Here is a 19,146-nt window from a genome sequence, read left to right as displayed (position 1 = left end):
ACATGAAGAAATTTCCTTGGGCGTGCGTGGCGCTGACCGCATTGTCGTTATATTCCAGTTCGCTGCTTGCAGCCAACTTTAGCGCGAGCTTTAAAAATACCGATATCCGCGAGTTTATCGATACGGTAGGCCGCAATCTTAACAAAACCATTCTCGTCGACCCGTCCGTTCAGGGCACGGTGTCGGTGAGAACCTATAACGTGCTGACGGAAGATGAGTATTACCAGTTCTTCCTGAGCGTGCTGGACCTGTACGGTCTGTCTGTCATCCCGATGGACAACGGCATGGTGAAAGTGGTGCGCTCAAGCGTAGCCCGCACCGCCGGGGCCCCGCTGGCCGACAGCAAAAATCCGGGCAAAGGCGATGAGATCATCACCCGCGTCGTGCGCATGGAAAACGTGCCGGTGCGCGAGCTGGCGCCGCTGCTGCGCCAGCTGAACGATGCCACCGGTATCGGTAACGTGGTGCATTTTGAGCCGTCGAACGTCCTGCTGTTAACCGGGAAAGCCTCGGTGGTGAACCGCCTGGTGGATCTGGTGCAGCGCGTCGACAGAGACGGCATTCAGCGTCGCGAAATCGTGCCGCTGCGCTTTGCGTCCGCCAAAGAGCTCTCCGACATGTTGAACAACCTCAACAACGAAGAGCAGAAGGGGCAGAACGCGCCGCAGCTCGCCACCAAGGTGGTAGCGGATGACGAGACCAACAGCCTGGTGATCAGCGGTTCGGAAGATGCGCGCATGCGCACCCGTTCCCTGATCCATCAGCTGGATCGCGAGCAGAACAACGAGGGGAATACCCGCGTCTTCTACCTCAAATACGCCAGCGCCACCAAAGTGGTTCCGGTGCTGACCGGTATTGGCGAGCAGCTGAAAGACAAGGCGGGTGCGCCGAAGTCGAAAACCGCCACGGCGGCCAGCGATCTGAATATTAGCGCCGACGAGTCAACGAACTCGCTGGTGATCACCGCGCAGCCTAACGTGATGAACTCCCTGGAGAAGGTGATCGACAAGCTCGACATTCGCCGTCCGCAGGTGCTGGTGGAAGCGATCATTGCTGAAGTGCAGGACGGTAACGGCCTGGATCTCGGCGTGCAGTGGACCAGCAAGCACGGCGGCGTGCAGTTCGGCTCAACCGGCCTGCCTATCAGCCAGATTAAAAACGGCACCATGAAGGGGGCAAGCTTCACCGGCCTGGCGACCGGTTTCTTCAACGGCGACTTCGGCGCCCTGATGACCGCGCTCTCCACCGACGGTAAAAACGACATTCTCTCCACGCCGAGCGTGGTCACGCTGGATAACAAAGAAGCGTCGTTTAACGTGGGCCAGGACGTGCCGGTCCTTGCCGGTTCGCAGACCACCAGCGGCGACAACGTCTTTAACTCCGTTGAGCGTAAGACCGTCGGTACCAAGCTGAAAATTGTGCCGCAGATTAACGACGGTGACATGATCCACCTGAAGATTGAGCAGGAAGTTTCCAGCGTTGACAACAGCGCGACGGAAGACGCCAGCCTCGGCCCAACCTTCAACACTCGCACCATTAATAACGAAGTGATGGTCCACAGTGGCCAGACGGTGGTGCTCGGTGGCCTGATGGAAAACGTCACCAAGCAGTCGGTTTCCAAAGTGCCGCTGCTCGGCGATATCCCGCTGGTGGGCCAGCTGTTCCGCTACACCTCGCAGGACACGTCGAAACGCAACCTGATGGTGTTTATCCATACCACCGTCCTGCGTGACGACGACAACTACAGCGCCGCGTCGAAAGAGAAATATGACCAGATCCGCGTTCGCCAGATGCAGCGCGTGGAGGAGAAAAAGCTCGGCATTATTGAGCCAGCGGATAACGCCATTCTGCCCGCGTTTCCGTCTGCCGACACTAAGACTGCCACCCATGCCGCACCGGTGAAAACCAGCGCGACACGCAATCCGTTTAAAGAGTAAGGCGGAGGGGCAACGTGGACGAACTGAGTAAAACACTGTGTAGCAGCAGCTACGCAAAAGATAACGGCGTTTTATTTTATAACAATGACGTCTATATCCGTGATGACACCCCGGCATTTGCACTGCTGGAAGTGCGCCGGGTGCTGGGACGCGCGTTCGTCCCGGTCATCCTCACGCCGGAAGCGTTTGACGAGATGCTGGCCAAAATCTGGCAGCAGAGCAGCGGCGTCTCGCAGCAGCTGGTGGACGATATGGACGCCGATATCGACCTGATGGCGTTAACCGAGGAGATCCCGGACAACGAGGATCTGCTCGATAACGACGAAAACTCGCCGGTGATCCGCCTGATCAACGCCATTCTCGGCGAGGCGGTGAAGGACGGCGCGTCGGATATTCATATCGAAACCTTCGAGCGCACGCTGAGCATTCGCTTCCGCGTTGACGGGGTGCTGCGCCCGGTGCTGCAGCCTGCGCGCAAGCTCGCGCCGCTGCTGGTATCGCGCATCAAGGTCATGTCAAAACTCGACATCGCCGAGAAGCGCCTGCCGCAGGATGGCCGTATCTCCCTGCGCATTGGCCGCAAGGCGATCGACGTGCGCGTCTCGACCATTCCGTCCCAGTACGGCGAGCGCGTGGTGATGCGTCTGCTCGATAAAAGCAATCTTAAGCCTGACATCAACAAGCTGGGCCTGATTGATGAAGAGCTGGAGAAGCTGAAAGGGCTGATTGACCGCCCGCACGGCATTATCCTGGTCACCGGGCCGACAGGCTCCGGTAAAAGTACCACCCTGTACGCCATTCTTTCGGCGCTGAACGGTCACGAACGCAACATTCTGACCGTTGAAGACCCGATTGAATACGAGCTGGAAGGGGTGGGGCAGACGCAGGTTAACCCGCGCGTGGACATGACCTTTGCCCGCGGGCTGCGCGCCATTCTGCGTCAGGACCCGGACGTGGTGATGATCGGGGAAATTCGTGACGGTGAGACCGCGCAAATTGCGGTGCAGGCGTCGCTCACCGGTCACCTGGTCATGTCTACGCTCCACACCAACAGCGCCGCAGGGGCGATAACCCGCCTGCGGGATATGGGGCTGGAATCCTTTTTAATCGGTTCATCGTTGCTCGGTGTCATTGCCCAGCGTCTGGTGCGTCGGCTGTGTACGCACTGCCGGACCACCAGTCCGCTGGATGCCAATGAAAAAGCGCTGTTCAGCTTTATGGACGCGCCGCCAAAAGCAATCTACCGCGCGGTAGGCTGTGAACACTGCCGCCAGAGCGGCTATCAGGGCCGGGCCGGTATTCATGAGTTCCTGGTGGTGGACAGCACCATGCGCCGCGCCATTCATGAAGATAAGGACGAAATGTCCATCGAGACGCAGCTCTTTAAGCAGGCTTACAGCCTGCGTGAAAACGGGCTGCTGAAGGTGATTAGCGGCGTGACCTCGCTGGAAGAGGTGATGCGCGTCACCGCCGAGCGTGGGGGGGATGCGTAATGGCCTTCTACGCCTGGACCGCAACGGACGGCGCGGGGAAAACCCAGCGCGGCACGCTGCAGGCCGAGGGGCAAAAGCAGGTTCGCCAGTGGCTTCGCGAGCAAAAGCTGATGCCCGTCAGCATCAACGAAACCCGCGAGGCGGCGGCGTCCGGTAAAGCGAAAACCGGCGCAAAGCTCTCCACGCCGGTGCTGTCGATGTTTACCCGCCAGCTTTCGACGCTGGTCAACGCCGCGCTGCCGCTGGAAAGCGCCCTGAAGGCTATCTCGAAGCAGACGGAGGACAAAAAGCTGGCGGCGATGGTGGTGGAGATCCGCGAGAAAGTAGTGGAAGGCCACACGCTGTTCGACGCGTTTAGCCAGTTCCCGCGCACCTTCGACAAGCTCTACTGCACCCTGGTGATGGCCGGCGAAAAAACCGGCCACCTGGGCGACGTGCTGGAGAAGCTGGCGGAGTACAACGAGCAGCGCCAGAAGATGAAAAGCAAGCTGACGCAGGCGATGGTCTACCCGATTACCCTGACCGTGGTCGCCATCGCGGTCATCAGCATTCTGCTGGTGGCGGTGGTGCCGCAGGTGATCGAGCAGTTCACCCACATGAAGCAGCAGCTGCCGATCACCACCCGCACGCTGATTGCGGTGAGTGATTTTCTGCAGGCGTACGGGATCTACATCGTGGGGATCCTCGGCGGCGGGTTTGTCGGCTTTAAGACCTGGCTGAGAAACGCCAAAAACCGTTTTCGCTGGCACAGCTGGCTGGTGAACGGATCGCCGATCAAAAAGCTGGTGTGCGCCATCAACAGCGCCCGCTACATCCGTACCCTGAGCATTCTTCAGGCCAGCAGCGTGCCGCTGCTGGAGGGGATGTATATCGCGATGGACGGTATCGAAAACCTCTATGCCCGGCAGGTACTGGAGCAGGCCGCTGATACCGTGCGCCAGGGGGCATCGCTCTATGCCGCGCTGGAGCAGGCGAAATTATTCCCGCCAACCATGCTGTATATGATTGCCTCCGGCGAAGAGAGCGGGGAATTAGGCAATTTAATGGACCGCGCGGCGGAAAACCAGGAATCGGCATTGCAGCATCGAATTACATTAACGCTGTCGGTATTTGAACCGGCGCTGGTGGTATCCATGGCGACGATTGTTTTATTCATCGTGCTGTCAATATTACAACCGCTTCTGCAACTTAATAATATGGTAGGTTAAATCATGGCTTTAAAACGTAAAAACCTGGCGCGTCAGGCGGGTTTCACCTTGCTCGAATTAATGGTGGTCATTGTTATTCTCGGCGTACTGGCGAGCATGGTGGTGCCAAACTTAATGGGCAATAAAGAAAAAGCAGATACGCAAAAAGCAACCAGCGATATTGTCGCGCTCGAAGGTTCGCTGGATATGTATAAGCTGGATAATCACCGCTACCCGACAACCGAGCAGGGTTTACAGGCGCTGGTAACCAAGCCTGAAATCGCGCCAATCCCGAACGGCTACCGTGCTGATGGCTATATCCGTCGCCTGCCGCAGGACCCGTGGGGCGGAGATTATATTCTGGTTAGCCCGGGCGAACACGGCGCGGTCGACGTATTCTCCGCCGGTCCGGACGGTGAAGCCAATACCGCCGATGATATTACGAACTGGTCTCTGGATAAGAAAGAGAAATAATGAATAAACAACGCGGCTTTACGTTGCTGGAAATTATTCTGGCGCTGGTAATATTTGCCAGCTGCGCCATGATGGTGGTGTCAACAATACCTTCACGGAGCGGTGCGGATATATTTGGCCAGCAATTAAAAGCTCTCGTTGATTATGGTTCAGACCGTGCGGTGATGGACGGAAATATCGTCGGGCTGGTCATCACGACGGATAATTATCAGCTGGTGACGCTCGAGGATAAAAACGGCGAACGTCACTGGGTGCCGTTATCCGCCGGGCGTATTACCACCAAAGGCGATTTCCCGGAAGAGATGCACGTTTCGCTCTCGCCCCAGCGCCTTGCCGCCACGGTAAGCGCCGATCCGCAGGTGCTCTTTTTACCGGACGGCGAAATCAGCCGCTTCACGCTGACGCTGCAAAGCTATGACAAACAGCACCATTTCCGCGTGGTGTCGCAAGGCGCTGCGCCTGTATCGGTAGAGAACGATGGCTAACGGCAAAAAGCAAAAGGGGATGACGCTGCTGGAGGTGATGGTCGCGCTGGTGATCTTCTCCACCGCCGCGCTGGCGCTGATGAACTCCGTCTCCCTGAACGTGCGTTTCACTCGCGGCCTGGCCGACACGCTGCAGGCCAGCTGGGTGGCGGAAAATCAGCTGGCGGAAGCGCAGCTCACGAAAACCGACTTCCCGGACGCCGAGGCGCAGGGGACGGAAATCATGGGCGGGCGCAGCTGGAACTGGCGCAAGCAGCGGGTGAAAACCACCGACAACGGCTGGGCGAACGCCATTCGCGTCTACGCGGAAGGGGACGACAGCCAGCCGGTTATCGCTTTGCAGATCGTTCCGCCGGGAGAGAGCAAGTGAAAAAAACGCGACGCCAGCGCGGGTTTACCCTGCTGGAGATCATGATTGCCCTGACCATTTTCGCGGTGATCAGCACCCTGGCCTGGCAAATTCTGGACGGCGCAATGCGCACCAGTTCGGCAACCGACGCCAGCGCCGCGAAGCTCAATCAGCTGCAGCGGGCCTGGAATCTGATGGAGCGCGATTTCTACCAGCTGCAGGCGCGCGCCCCGCGTAACGAGCCGGATCTGTTTCGACAGGTGGATGATGCGCTTGAGCTGACCACGCTGAATGGCGTGAGCGGAACGATCCAGCTGGAGCGTGTGCGCTGGCGCCTGGAAGAGGGGCGTCTGTATCGCGACGTCTGGCCGGTGATTGATGGCCCGGTGGACGCGAAGCCCGATGAAGTGCCGATTGTCAGTGAGGTGAAATCCCTGCAGTGGCGTTTTTACCGTCAGGGCTGGCAGAAAAGCTGGAGCGACCCGGCGCATCTGCCGGACGGCGTGGAGCTGACGCTAACCATGGAAAACGGCGATACCTGGCGCTGGGTCTTTACGACCCCGGGCGATATGCCTGAAGCGGCGGTGCCAGCGCCCGCCGCTGCGCCAGAGACCGCGCCTGCGCCGCTGCCGGCACCGGAAGCAAAATCATGAGTGCATTACGTAAACAGAAAGGGGTAGCGCTGCTGGTGGTGCTGATCCTGCTGGTCATGATGTCGGCGCTGGCCGCCAAAATTAGCCAGCAGTTCTGTCGCAATCTGCAGAAAACCCATTATCAGGTCAGCCAGCAGCAGTTGCGCTGGGCGATGCAGGCGCAGGAGAAGGTGGTGAAGGACCGCCTGCAGACCGACGCCACCGGTGAAAACAAGGCTCTGAACCTTGACGGCGACTGGCACCAGCCGCTGGAGACGCGGGGCGAAGATTACACGGTGGTCAGCCAGGTGGAAGACGCGCAGGACTGCTTTAACGTCAATAACCTGCTGGCCGCAGAGAAAATACCACAGGGGCAAAACGCGCCCGCCGTGCCGGAAAAACCGCGCAACGAGCAGATTGTTGAACAGATCCTGACGGAAAGCGGCATCAGCCACACTACGGCAGAAGAGGTGTATCAACAGCTGGTGGACTATCTCGATGGCGACGCGACGACGGCCAAAGACGGTGCAGAGAGCGATGCCTGGGCGGGCGTTGTGCCCGCCCGACAGCCCGCGAACCAGATGATGCGCACCATTGCGGAGATCAAACAGCTGCCCGCGTTCCCGGTAGCGGCATATCCGAAGGTGAGCAAGCTGCTCTGCGCGCTGCCGGACTCTGCCAGCAAGGTGGATGTGAACACCCTGAAACCGGAACAGGCCGCCTTACTGGCCGCTCTGTTCCCCGGAAAATTAACGGAAGATGATGCCGTTCGCCTGATTGATTCGCGTCCAGAAACCGGCTGGGAAAATATGGAAACCTTCAGCAAAGCGCTGGAGCAGACCTTCCCGCAGTTAAAAGACGATCTCCCGCAGGTGGCTGAGCTTCTCTCCATCAGCAGCCGGTATTTCCGCGTGAACTATACCGGCAATACCGATGAATTAACGCTTCGCGTGGTTAGCCAGCTTCAGGTCAATAACGAGGCCGGTGAGATCGTGACGTGGCAACGTCGTTACCGAATGATTGAATAAGAAAAGTAGATCGCTATGAAACAGGTACTTTTTGTTCGTCCCGATAACCGCGAGGGCGGGAAAATAATGGGGTGTGTCTCCGGCAGCCAGCAGGTTGAGACGCTGGAGAGCCTGGACGCGCTGGCGGACCACCCACTGGCGGCCCGTGTTTGTCTGCTGCTGCCCGCCAGCAGCATGATCTTCCGCCATTTTACGCTGCCGAAGAAAGTCGCCTCTCAGGCGACGGCATTCTCCTGGATGGCGGAAGAGACGCTGATTGGCGAGGTGGATAATCTCCACTGGACGGTGCTGAACAAAAAAGGCGCTGAGGTTGATGCGGTGGCGATAGACGCCGATCTGCTGCGCGGGTGGTTAAGCCGCTGTCAGGAGGCGGGGTTAAAAGTGATCCAGGTGCTGCCGGATGCCTGGCTGCTGCCCGTGACGGCTGGCGGAAGTACTCTTGTCGCTCAGGACGACGGCTACTGGCTACGTTTATCACCGCATGTTGCCAGCGAAATGGAAGCGAGCCTGCTGCCGCTTCTGATGCAGAAGGCCGGAGAGGGGGAGGTGTGCTGTTACGGCGAAGCGCCTGCTGGTGTGGACGTCGACATCGCCCAGCCCTGGCAGCATCCGTTGGTGCTGATCCAGTCGCAGTGGCAGGCCTGTCGCGTGAATCTGCTTCACGGTGAATTCAGCCTTAAGGCCGGTAAAGGGCGTGTCGCGAAAAGCATGAAAGCCGCAGTAGCGATTGCGGGCCTGCTGTCCGTTAGCCTGCTGCTGGGGCCGCGCATTGCGATGGCCTGGATGCTGGTGCAGCAGGAAAACCAGATACAGGAGGAGATCCTCCAGGTGTATAAGCACCATTTCCCCAGCATGCGTCACCAGACCAATATCAAATATCACTTTGGTCAGAACGTCAAAAAACAGAGTAAGGGGATCTTCCTTCAACTGGACGAGCTGGCGGCCGCCCGGCAGTCAGTGCCTGCGATGGAAATCGATCTTCTGGAATACGATGCGCAGCAAAACACGCTGACGCTGAGCGTCAGCGCGCAAAACCAGCCCGCGTTGCAGGCGTTTGTTAATCAGACCCGTGAGAATTTCGATTTTACCTTACAGCCTGTTTCAACCACCAAACCCTATACCGCCATGATCGCAGGGAAACATAAATGAAAGAGCGAATCGAGCAGCTGAAATCACGCTACCAGAACTACAGCGCCCGGGAGAAAGTTATTTTAAAACTCTGCATCGTTGCCCTGCTTGGGGCTGCGGTGTATTACGCAGGAGTCATCCCTTTGGATAATATGATTCAAAATAGTAAATCGACGCTTAAAAGACAAAAAGAGACGCTTAACTGGATGCGCAATGAAATTGATAAAAATCATCTTCAGGTTCAGTTAGTCAAAACGGATAATCCTCGCACGGTGGTCGAGAAAAGCGCCAATGAAATTAACCTGTCGCTGACGGACGTGCGCCAGGAGGGACAAATTTTATCGTTCGTGGTTAATCGGGTAAATGTTTATGAATTAAAAAACTGGCTGCGCGAAATTAATCAGACCTCCGGCGTCAGATTGCAAAAAATAAACCTCACGCCGGTTGACCATCTCAGCGATGTAAAAGCGCAGGTGCAGCTCACCTGGGCAAAAAACGCATGAATACCTTCTCGCTGATCCGGGAGGCCTGCCCGGTTAGTTTTCCGATAATGAGTGCGATCCTGGGCGGGATTATGGGTAGTTTTCTTGGTGTTGTTGCCGAGCGCCTGCCGGGGATCGTGATGGATGTAGAGGGAAGCGGCAATCTGCTCTTTCCTGCCTCGCACTGTCCGGTGTGCCAGCACACGCTTGCTGCATGGGAAAATATCCCCCTGGTCAGCTGGCTGTTATTACGGGGACGCTGCCACCAGTGCGGCACGACCATCCCGCTGCGGTTATTTTTGATCGAATTTTTCTCGGCGCTGTTTTTTGGCGTTACGGCCTGGTGCATGCCGGACGTTCAGGGGTTGTTTTCGCTGTGGTTACTCGCGCTGTTTTTACTGCCACTGGCGATGATCGACTGGCAGCATCAGCTTCTCCCGGACTGCCTGACCCAGCCGCTGTTGTGGGCAGGTCTCTTACTCCATGCATTTGACCACAGATTGCCGTTGCAGGACGCGCTGTTCGGTGCGGTAGCGGGCTATCTGTCGCTCTGGCTGCTCTACTGGGCCTTTCGCCTGCTGACCGGGCGGGAAGGGCTGGGCTACGGCGATTTTAAGCTGCTGGCGGCCTTAGGTGCCTGGTGCGGCTGGCAGGCGCTGCCTTCAATTGAACTTGCCGCAGCGTTGAGCGGTATCGCGGGCTATTTCGCGTTAAATAATTTAAATAAAAATAACCTCACTATTTCTTTCGGACCCTATCTGTCATTTGCTGGAATAGTCGTGTTTATTGGGCAGCAGTTTGCTTTCATATTTTAAATATACAGGTCAAGTTTTTTTATAAGTTTTTTTGACGGTGGAAGAGAAGGATGTCTCTTTGCGCTCAGTGTATCGTAAAAGATATAAGCTACACGGAATTTGGGCTTGTATCTTTTTATGGAGGAATACAACGCAGCAAAACGTTTTTTGTCACGGTTTTCAGGTTGGTTAAATACGCATTACGCAAATAGACTCCATGCTCTCAAGGAAGACATGGATTATTACGTTACGAATAAATTTATCAGGAAATAAAAAATGAAATTTATGAAGCCTAAATATCTGGCGCTTTTTGTTGCAGCCGCAACAAGCTCAGTATTTGCAGCGGCGCCGGGTACACCGTCAATTACATCAGGCAATGATAAGTTTGCGCTGGTAGAGGTGGATCAGGCGGCACAGGACTACAACAACCTCATCAAAGTGCATAAAGATGGCGTTGACGTGAAGGTGGAGTGGAACGTCTGGAGCGGCGATGCCCCAACGTCTGCAAAAGTTTTGCTGGACGGCAAGACCGTCTGGACCGGTGCGGGTAGTGCCGCAGGCTCTGCGACCTTTAAAGTGAAGAAAGGCGGACGCTATCAGGAGCAGGTTGAGCTGTGTAACGACAGCGGCTGCACCAAGAGCGCCAGCAAGCTGATCATCGTGGCGGACACCGACGGTAGCCACCTGCTTCCTCTGAACACCCCGCTGCTGGAAAACAACAAAGCGTTCGCGCAGCACACCGATAAAGTGGTTGGCGCTTACTTCCCTGAGTGGGGCGTGTACGACCGTAACTTCTCGGCAGACAAAATTCCTGTCGCGAACATTAACCACCTGCTGTACGGCTTCATTCCAATCTGTGGCGGCGACGGCATTAACGACAGCGCCAAATCCTCCGGCGCGCTGGAGTCTCTGAAACGCGCCTGTCAGGGCCGCCAGGACTACACCGTGGCGATCCACGACCCGTGGGCTGCGCTGCAAAAACCTCAGCAGGGCGTAAGCAACTGGGACGACCCGTACAAAGGCAACTACGGCCAGCTGATGGCGATGAAAAAAGCCCATCCTGATCTGAAAATCCTGCCATCCGTAGGCGGCTGGACTCTGTCTGACCCGTTCTATCAGATGGATAACAAAGTGCTGCGCGACCGCTTCGTTGCGTCCGTTAAAGACTTCCTGACCACCTGGAAAGTATTCGACGGTGTGGATATCGACTGGGAATTCCCGGGCGGCGGCGGTGAGAACGCCAAGCTGGGTAACCCGCAGACCGACAAAGCGACTTACACCGCGCTGATGCATGACCTGCGTCAGATGCTGAACGAGCTGTCTGCGGAAACTGGCCGTACCTACGAGCTGACCACGGCAATCGGTGCAGGTAAAGATAAGATCGAAGACGTGGACTACAACACCGCGCAGCAGTACATCGACCATATCTTCCTGATGAGCTACGACTTCTACGGTGCGTGGAGTAATACCGATTTGGGTCACCAGACCGCGCTGTACGGTGCGTCCTGGAAACCAGATACCAACTACACCACCGATAACGCAGTGAAAGAGATGCTGGCGCAGGGCGTTCAGCCTGGCAAGATCGTCGTCGGTGCGGGCATGTATGGCCGCGGCTGGACCGGCGTTCACGGTTACACGGGTGACAATCCATTCACCGGTACCGCGACGGGTCCAATCAAAGGGACATGGGAAAACGGTATTGTTGACTACCGTCAGATTGTAAACCAGATGCTGGGCAAACCAGGCTGGGAATACAAATACGACGAAGCAGCAGAAGCGCCGTACGTGTTCAACAAATCCACCGGTGAGCTGGTGACATACGATAACGCCCGTTCCGTCAATGCGAAAGGCAAATACGTGCTGAGCAAAAACCTGGGTGGTTTGTTCGCATGGTCTATCGAATCCGATAACGGCGATATCCTGAATGCCATGAACGAAAGCCTGCTGGGCGGCAGCTCTACGCCTGTTGAGCCGGTTGTAACCAACCATGCGCCGGTCGCTTCTGCAACCGACATGACGGTAACGGGCCCGGCGACTGTCACGCTCGACGGCTCAGCCTCCAGCGACCAGGACGGCGATGCGCTGACCTATAAATGGACGCAGGTTTCCGGCGCCACCGTGACCCTGGCGAACAGCACCAAAGCGAAAGCCAGCTTCAGCGTACCGGCCGTGACCAGCGATCAGAACCTGGTGTTCCGCCTGACCGTGACCGACGCGAAAGGGTTGAGCAACGCTATCGACGTACAGGTAGTGAACAAAGCGCCTAAGGCCAACCAGGCTCCGGTGATCAATGCCATGGAATCCGTTACCGTTGAATCCGGTGAAGCGATTTCTCTGCATGCACAAGCCTCCGATCCTGATGGCGATGCGCTGACCTACAGCTGGAGCGTACCGGCTGATATGAACGCAACGGGTACCGATACTGCTAACGTTCGCATCACTGCGCCAGAGGTGAACAATACCTCTTCTTACACGCTGAGCGTTGTTGTGACGGATGGTAAAACCAGCGTGCAGTCTAACGTGCAGGTAACTGTGAATCCAAAACCGGCTGACGTAACGCCACCGGCTGATGAGGTGACCCCTCCGGCTGACGATGTGACCCCACCAGCTGATGATGTGACTCCGCCATCTGACGAAGGTTCTGCAACCGGTAGCTGCGACGCGCCTGTCGATGCTAACGCCAGCAAATATGCTGCCTGGGATGCCAGCAAAATCTACAACAATGGCGATACCGTAAGCTTCGACCATCTGGTGTGGAAAGCGAAGTACTGGACGCAGGGCAACCAGCCTGGCTTCGGTGTGGATGCATGGGAACTGGTGAGCAACGTGAAGATGAACTGGCGTTCTGACCTGGTCTATAACGGCGGTGATACCACCACTTACCAGGGCAGCGTTTACCGTGCCAAATGGTGGACCCGTGGTGATAACCCGGCTAACAGCGATGTATGGGTAAAAGAAGGCGCAGCAACAGACTGCAAATAATCTAGCCCAATAAATGCTCCCCCCTTATTGGGGGGAGCAATTCAAACTTCATTTTACAGGATGTTGGCCAGGAGAAATAACCGAAAATGTCAGCAGGTAAAAATGAAAAAGTTCATCTTGTTATTATTGATAATAAGCCACGGCGCACTGGCAAACTGTTGGAATAACGCCGCGCACTATTATCATGTCGATCCTTATTTGCTGTACGCCATCGCTAACGTTGAATCGGGGATGAACCCGTATGCGGTAGGGCAAAATCATGATGGCACACGCGATGTCGGATTAATGCAAATAAACAGCTCACACTTTACGGAGCTTGAGAGAAAAGGCATTGATGAGTATCGGTTGATGGCCGAACCCTGTACCTCAATTATGGTGGGAGCGTCGATTCTCTCAAACATGATTAAGGTCTACGGCTATAACTGGGAAGCAGTAGGGGCTTATAACGCCGGATTAAAAAGAGAGAACTATCCGCAGCGTATGATGTATGCCCACAAAGTCTGGAAAAAATATCAGGAATTGAAATTAGCAGCGCGTTATTAACGTTTTTTATTTTTGAAGAATTCCTTTTGGTGTTCTTCGAAAAGTGAAAACAGCTGTCTGTGGTTTATTTATTAATGGATTAATACATAAACCGGGATTCTTTTTTTAATCTTAACGAAACAGGAATATTGAAATGAACAAAAGGACGTTACTGAGTGTACTTGTTGCTGGTGCTTGCGTTGCACCTTTTATGGCGCAGGCTGCCTCTTTGCAGGCGACCACCGGCGAGCCGTACACCATGAAAGCCAGCGATCTGGCGAAGAAAGAGCAGGAGCTCACTAACTTCCCGCTGATGACCTCCGTTAAAGAGACGATTCAGACCCTTGATAACGCGCAGGTCGAAATGATTGAGCCAGGCCGTGCGGCGAACCCGGACAACGTTAAGCGCGTGGAAGGGATCGTGAAGGCCAGCGACTGGGATTATCTCTTCCCGCTGCGCGCTCAGGCCTATACCTACAGCAACTTCCTGAAAGCCGTAGGTAAATTCCCGGCGCTGTGTAAGACCTATAACGACGGTCGCGACAGCGATGCGATTTGCCGCAAAGAGCTGGCCACCATGTTTGCCCACTTTGCCCAGGAAACCGGCGGCCACGAAAGCTGGCGTCCGGAAGCCGAGTGGCGTCAGGCGCTGGTCCACGTGCGTGAAATGGGCTGGAGCGAAGGGCAGAAGGGCGGCTATAACGGCGAATGTGACCCGAAAGTATGGCAGGGCCAGACCTGGCCGTGCGGTAAGGATAAAGACGGCGACTTCCTGAGCTACTTCGGTCGCGGCGCGAAGCAGCTGTCCTACAACTACAACTACGGTCCGTTCTCCGAAGCAATGTACGGCGACGTGCGTACCCTGCTGGATAAACCTGAGCTGGTGGCGGATACCTGGCTGAACCTGGCGAGCGCGATCTTCTTCTTCGCCTACCCGCAGCCGCCAAAACCAAGCATGCTGCAGGTTATCGACGGCACGTGGCAGCCGAACGATCATGATAAAGCCAACGGTCTGGTCCCTGGCTTCGGTGTGACCACCCAGATCATCAACGGCGGCGTAGAGTGCGGCGGCCCGACTGAAATTGCTCAGTCTCAGAACCGTATCAAGTACTACAAAGAGTTCGCGAACTACCTGAAAGTGCCTGTTCCGGCCAATGAAGTGCTGGGCTGCGCCAACATGAAGCAGTTCGACGAATACGGTGCCGGCGCCCTGAAGATCTACTGGGAGCAGGACTGGGGATGGAGCGCGGATACGCCAGACGGTAAGACCTACTCGTGCCAGCTCGTGGGCTACCAGACGCCGTTCAGCGCGTTCAAAGACGGCGACTATACCAAGTGCGTGCAGAAGTTCTATAACGTCAATATCGTGAACGATGACGGCTCTGCCGTAACGCCGGACGAAACCCCGGTAACGCCAGCGCCAACGCCTTCAGAAGATGAAACGCCGGCACCAGCTCCAGCGCCAACGCCGGATGAAACCCCGGCTGAACCTGTTGCGGTGAACCACGCGCCGGTTGCGCAGATTGCGGGTCCAATCGGTGCCGTTGAAGCGGGCGCACAGGTTTCTCTGAGCGCGGAAGGCTCTACCGACGCGGACGGCAACAAGCTGACCTACACCTGGCATTCTCAGGATGGCCAGACTGTGACCGGCGAAGATAAAGCGGTGGTGACCTTCAAGGCGCCTGAGTCCGCAACGGCGCAGCAGATTGAAATCAGCCTGACCGTCAGCGATGGCGAGCTGAGCAATACCACCACTTACCTGCTGAACGTGAAAGCGAAAGCGGCAACGCCATCAGGTGACGAAGGTGCTTACCAGGCGTGGAGCGCGAACAGCAAGTACAACGCAGGTGATATCGTGAACAACCACGGTAAACTGTTCCAGTGCAAACCGTTCCCGTACAGCGGCTGGTGTAACAACTCCCCGGCATACTATGAACCAGGCGCAGGTCTGGCATGGGCTGATGCCTGGACGGCTCTGTAAAAGCAAACGGCAACCGAAAGGTTGCCGTTTTAGTATTTGCACTTTCCCCTCTCCCCGGAGGCGCGAGGGGATGTAGGCCCGGTAAGGCGAAGCCGCCACCGGGCAAAAAGGCTAGCGGTGCAACTTCCCGTGATCCCGTAACCACGCCGCCGTGCGCACAATGCCTTCATCCAGCGTCACAATCGGCTTATACCCCAGCTCAGTCTCCGCGCGCGTGATATCCAGCGTAAAATCAAAGTTAAGCTTCGATACGCCGTAGTGCGTCAGCGCGGGCTCTTTGGCGGATTTACTGCCAAAACGCTCCATGCTGCGGGCGATCATGTCCAGCATCGGGTAGGGCACGGAACGGATACGGCAGTCGATCTGCAGTTCATCAATCAGCCGCTGCACAATGCTGCGCAACGTGCACGGTTCACCGTTGGTGATGTTATAGGCGCGACCGGAGATAAGCTTATCGCAGTCCGGCTGGCTTGCCAGCCACATGGCGTGGACGGCATTTTCGTAATAGGTCATGTCCACCAGCGCATCGCCGCCGCGCGGCAGCAGCACGCTGCCGTAGTGGTGCATCATCTGCGCCAGACGCGGAATAAACACTTTGTCGTGCGGTCCGAAGAGGCTTTGCGGGCGCAGGACGGTAAAACGGGTATGCGGGTTTGACTGCGCCAGCAGGTCGATCACCTCTTCGCTGGCCGCCTTGCTGCGGGCAAACTCGCAGGCAAAGCGAGCAGGGCGGAAATCTTCCTGCACGTCGCGATGGTGGTGATAATCAAAATAGAGCGACGGGGAGGAGATATGGATAAAGTTACGCACGCCCCAGGCGACGGCCCATTCGCCCAGACGACGCGTGGCGCGCACGTTGGCGAGATCGAAGGCTTCCTGGGTTCCCCACGGGGAGGTAAAACTGGAGCAGTGCCACAGCGTGTCGATACCGGCGAGCATCACCTTCGCCTGCGAGGAGACCAGCTCCGTCAGGTCGGCATGGACGAACTCCGCGCCCATTTTTTGCAGCAGTTTCCCCATCGCTTCGTTGCGACCGGTGGCCCTGACGCTGATGCCCTTGTTGCGCAGAAATTCGACCGCATTTCGGCCTAAGCCGCTGGTCGCCCCGGTAACCAGTACCTTCATATCAATCCACTGTGTTGAAAAGAATTTCGTGCGCATTCTTTCGTGAATTACGATGTGTTGCAATGGGAAAGGTGAAAGAAAGAGGGTTTTATTAACTTATTTTCGTCTTTTGTTCTGCCAGTTGCGCAATGCGTTTTGCCATACCCCGGAAGATAAACAGATGGGCGGGGATCATAAACAGCCAGTAGAACAGACCCGGCATCCCGTGTGGGTGCCACCAGGCGCGAACGTCCAGTTCCCGATGGTCGCCTTTGTCCTTGAGCGTAAAGCAGAGCCGCCCCAGCCCCGGCGCCTTCATGCCGAACAGTAGCGCCAGCTGTTTTTCCGGCTCGACGACGATCACCTTCCAGCTGTCGACCGCATCGCCTGGCTTAAGATACGGATGCGCCGGGCGGCCTTTCGCCAGCCGGTGACCGACCAGCAGATCCATCGCACCGCGCGTCTGCCAGAGGATATTGCCGAAGAAATAGCGCTCTTTGCCGCCGATCTGGTTCACCACCTCCCACAGCGCGTGAAGGCTGGAAGAGGTTTTTACCGTGCAGCCCGCCTGTTTCGGGTAATAGCCGTACTCGGGGCGCCAGCGGGCAAAGGCCTGCGCGTCGTAGCCCCAGTCGCTGGAGTTCACCAGCTTCTCTTCTTCTTTCAGCGTATGGCGCACCGCGTCGTCAAAGCGGATCAACGCCTGGGGGATCAATGCGCGTAGCGCGCGATCGTCTGCCAGCAAATCGTGCTTTAGCCCCTGGATCAGTGCTTTGGCAGTCGTCGGGGGAACCGAGGTGATCACATTCAAAAACCACACCGATATCCAGCGGGTCGGGAAGGGAATGGGGATCAGCCAGCGGCGGCGTCCGCTGACGCGCATGAAATGTTCGAACTGCTCCTGATAGCTCAGCACTTCCGGGCCTGCCGCCTCCAGCACGCGGTGTTGCTCTGCCGGGTGATCCAGCAGGGCCACCAGATAGTGGAGCAAATTCTCCAGCGCAATCGGCGTGGTGCGCGAGCGCACCCAGCGCGGCGGGGTCAGCACCGGCAGGTTGTAGACCATATCGCGCATTACTTCGAAGGCGGCGGAACCCGCGCCGACGATGATCCCGGCGCGCAGTTCGGTGACGGGAATATTCGCCCCGCGCAGCGTGTCTGCCGTCAGCTGGCGGGCGCGCAGATGGTCGGACTGCTCGTGTTCGGGTGCCTGGAGCGAGCTTAAAAAAATCACCTGCTTAACCGGGGTTTGCAGCAGGGCATCGCGGACGTTCATCGCCACCTGACGCTCGTGGGCGATAAAATCCCCGCCTTCGCCCATGCTGTGGACCAGGTAGTAAAGCGTGTCGACCCCTTCCAGCAGCGCGGGGAGTTCCTTCGGCCAGTTGAGATCGACGTTGTGACAGGTCACGCCAGGCAAACCAAGCTTTTGCAGGCGCTCGGTATTGCGTGCCGCTGCCCGCACCTGATGCCCCTGCTGGCTTAATGCAGTAGTGAGGTGCTGACCGATATATCCGCTGGCGCCAAGCACCAGAATACGTTGCGGCACGTGATGCTCCTTAACCCTGTAAAAACGCCTGCCAGTGTTTTACCACGTCCGCCAGCTGTTCGCGGCTTACGTCGAGATGCATCACCAGGCGCACGACCGGGGAGGCGTTGATCAGCACGCCACGCGCTTTCATAAATTCACCCAGCGCAGCGGCGTGCTCGTCGCCCACGCGCACAAAAAGCATGTTGGTGTCGTGACGCATCACGTCCGCGCCGATCTCGCGCAGCTGCGTTGCCATCCACGCGGCGTTGTCATGATCGTCCTTGAGGCGCGCCACGTTATTTTTTAACGCGTACAGTCCCGCAGCCGCCAGAATGCCCGCCTGACGCATGCCGCCGCCGGTCATTTTACGCCAGCGGTTGGCGCGCTTGATGTAGTCTGCGCTGCCGACCAGCAGCGAACCCACCGGCGTGCCCAGCCCTTTTGAGAGGCAAATGGTGAACGAGTCGCAATATTGCGTTATCTCTTTCAGCTCGCAGCCATACTCCACCACGGCGTTAAAGATGCGCGCGCCGTCGACGTGCAGGCCGAGGTTGCGCTCGCGGGTAAACGCCCACGCCGCTTTCAGGTATTCGCGAGGCAGCACTTTACCGTTGTGGGTGTTTTCGAGGCTGAGCAGCCGGGTGCGGGCGAAGTGAATATCGTCAGCTTTGATTTTTGCCGCGACTTTATCCAGCGGCAGGGAGCCGTCCGGCGCGGCGTCAATCGGCTGCGGCTGGATGCTGCCAAGCACCGCCGCGCCGCCAGCTTCGTACAGGTAGTTATGCGCACCCTGGCCGACGATATACTCTTCGCCGCGCTCGCAGTGGCTGAGCAGTGCCACCAGGTTAGCCTGCGTGCCGGTCGGCAGGAACAACGCGGCCTCCTTGCCGCTCAGCTCTGCCGCATAGCGCTGCAGTTCGTTGACCGTCGGGTCATCGCCGTAGACGTCGTCCCCGACCGGGGCGGCCATCATCTCTTCGAGCATGGCGCGGCTCGGGCGGGTAACGGTATCACTACGCAAATCAATCATTTCACAT

General features: G+C 57.0%; 17 protein-coding genes. 14 read left to right on the top strand and 3 right to left on the bottom strand.

The window, feature by feature from the left end; genetic code table 11:
* The first annotated feature begins 2 nt into the window (after window positions 1–2).
* The 14 genes from gspD to IM271_RS04890 all read left to right on the top strand — a co-directional run bounded on the left by gspD (window position 3) and on the right by IM271_RS04890 (window position 15,474).
* Window positions 3–1,937, top strand: coding sequence for a type II secretion system secretin GspD (gene gspD / locus IM271_RS04955; protein WP_048959671.1), 1,935 nt, complete (start codon window positions 3–5; stop codon window positions 1,935–1,937).
* Between the two features lie 14 nt (window positions 1,938–1,951).
* Entirely contained in the window at window positions 1,952–3,430 is a 1,479-nt protein-coding gene (gene gspE / locus IM271_RS04950) for a type II secretion system ATPase GspE (protein WP_193052251.1), read from the top strand.
* Complete coding sequence (gspF, locus tag IM271_RS04945) at window positions 3,430–4,638, top strand: type II secretion system inner membrane protein GspF (protein WP_045261802.1); 1,209 nt, start codon at window positions 3,430–3,432, stop codon at window positions 4,636–4,638. The genes gspE and gspF overlap by 1 nt, the downstream gene beginning before the upstream one ends.
* 3 nt (window positions 4,639–4,641) lie before the next feature.
* The gene (gene gspG / locus IM271_RS04940; RefSeq protein ID WP_028012525.1) at window positions 4,642–5,091 is read left to right on the top strand and encodes a type II secretion system major pseudopilin GspG; all 450 of its coding nucleotides are present in this window, start codon (window positions 4,642–4,644) and stop codon (window positions 5,089–5,091) included.
* Entirely contained in the window at window positions 5,091–5,576 is a 486-nt protein-coding gene (gspH, locus tag IM271_RS04935) for a type II secretion system minor pseudopilin GspH (protein ID WP_028012526.1), read from the top strand. The genes gspG and gspH overlap by 1 nt, the downstream gene beginning before the upstream one ends.
* Window positions 5,569–5,946, top strand: a complete 378-nt coding sequence (gene gspI, locus IM271_RS04930) for a type II secretion system minor pseudopilin GspI (protein ID WP_193052250.1) — start codon at window positions 5,569–5,571, stop codon at window positions 5,944–5,946. Before gspH ends, gspI begins: the two co-directional genes overlap by 8 nt.
* Window positions 5,943–6,578, top strand: a complete 636-nt coding sequence (gene gspJ, locus IM271_RS04925; protein WP_193052249.1) for a type II secretion system minor pseudopilin GspJ — start codon at window positions 5,943–5,945, stop codon at window positions 6,576–6,578. The genes gspI and gspJ overlap by 4 nt, the downstream gene beginning before the upstream one ends.
* On the top strand, window positions 6,575–7,585 hold the full coding sequence (gene gspK, locus IM271_RS04920) for a type II secretion system minor pseudopilin GspK (RefSeq protein WP_045261800.1): 1,011 nt from the start codon (window positions 6,575–6,577) through the stop codon (window positions 7,583–7,585). The genes gspJ and gspK overlap by 4 nt, the downstream gene beginning before the upstream one ends.
* A 15-nt stretch (window positions 7,586–7,600) precedes the next feature.
* On the top strand, window positions 7,601–8,734 hold the full coding sequence (gene gspL, locus IM271_RS04915; RefSeq protein WP_193052248.1) for a type II secretion system protein GspL: 1,134 nt from the start codon (window positions 7,601–7,603) through the stop codon (window positions 8,732–8,734).
* Window positions 8,731–9,216, top strand: a complete 486-nt coding sequence (gspM, locus tag IM271_RS04910) for a type II secretion system protein GspM (RefSeq protein ID WP_193052247.1) — start codon at window positions 8,731–8,733, stop codon at window positions 9,214–9,216. The genes gspL and gspM overlap by 4 nt, the downstream gene beginning before the upstream one ends.
* Entirely contained in the window at window positions 9,213–10,010 is a 798-nt protein-coding gene (locus IM271_RS04905; RefSeq protein ID WP_193052246.1) for an A24 family peptidase, read from the top strand. The genes gspM and IM271_RS04905 overlap by 4 nt, the downstream gene beginning before the upstream one ends.
* A 255-nt stretch (window positions 10,011–10,265) precedes the next feature.
* Window positions 10,266–12,971 (top strand): glycosyl hydrolase family 18 protein, encoded by a 2,706-nt coding sequence (locus tag IM271_RS04900; protein WP_126326604.1) that lies wholly within the window; start codon window positions 10,266–10,268, stop codon window positions 12,969–12,971.
* A gap of 102 nt (window positions 12,972–13,073) precedes the next feature.
* Window positions 13,074–13,514, top strand: a complete 441-nt coding sequence (gene iagB / locus IM271_RS04895) for a type III secretion system invasion protein IagB (protein ID WP_048959679.1) — start codon at window positions 13,074–13,076, stop codon at window positions 13,512–13,514.
* 133 nt (window positions 13,515–13,647) lie between these two features.
* A complete protein-coding gene (locus IM271_RS04890; protein ID WP_048959680.1) occupies window positions 13,648–15,474 on the top strand; it encodes a chitinase in 1,827 nt (608 codons plus the stop codon).
* A gap of 111 nt (window positions 15,475–15,585) precedes the next feature.
* On the opposite strand, the gene IM271_RS04885 is transcribed toward IM271_RS04890, so the two are convergent.
* From IM271_RS04885 to ltaE, 3 genes are all read right to left on the bottom strand, one after another.
* Window positions 15,586–16,599: an NAD(P)-dependent oxidoreductase gene (locus IM271_RS04885; RefSeq protein ID WP_028012536.1), complete on the bottom strand. Its 1,014-nt coding sequence runs from the start codon at window positions 16,597–16,599 to the stop codon at window positions 15,586–15,588.
* A gap of 91 nt (window positions 16,600–16,690) precedes the next feature.
* The gene (locus IM271_RS04880; protein ID WP_193052245.1) at window positions 16,691–18,127 is read right to left on the bottom strand and encodes an SDR family oxidoreductase; all 1,437 of its coding nucleotides are present in this window, start codon (window positions 18,125–18,127) and stop codon (window positions 16,691–16,693) included.
* A gap of 10 nt (window positions 18,128–18,137) precedes the next feature.
* Complete coding sequence (gene ltaE, locus IM271_RS04875; protein ID WP_192970845.1) at window positions 18,138–19,139, bottom strand: low-specificity L-threonine aldolase; 1,002 nt, start codon at window positions 19,137–19,139, stop codon at window positions 18,138–18,140.
* Window positions 19,140–19,146 lie beyond the last annotated feature (7 nt).

The organism is Enterobacter cloacae complex sp. I3 (genome assembly GCF_014896175.1).
Classification (GTDB): Bacteria; Pseudomonadota; Gammaproteobacteria; order Enterobacterales; family Enterobacteriaceae; genus Enterobacter; species Enterobacter bugandensis.
This window is presented reverse-complemented; position numbering and strand designations above follow the sequence as displayed.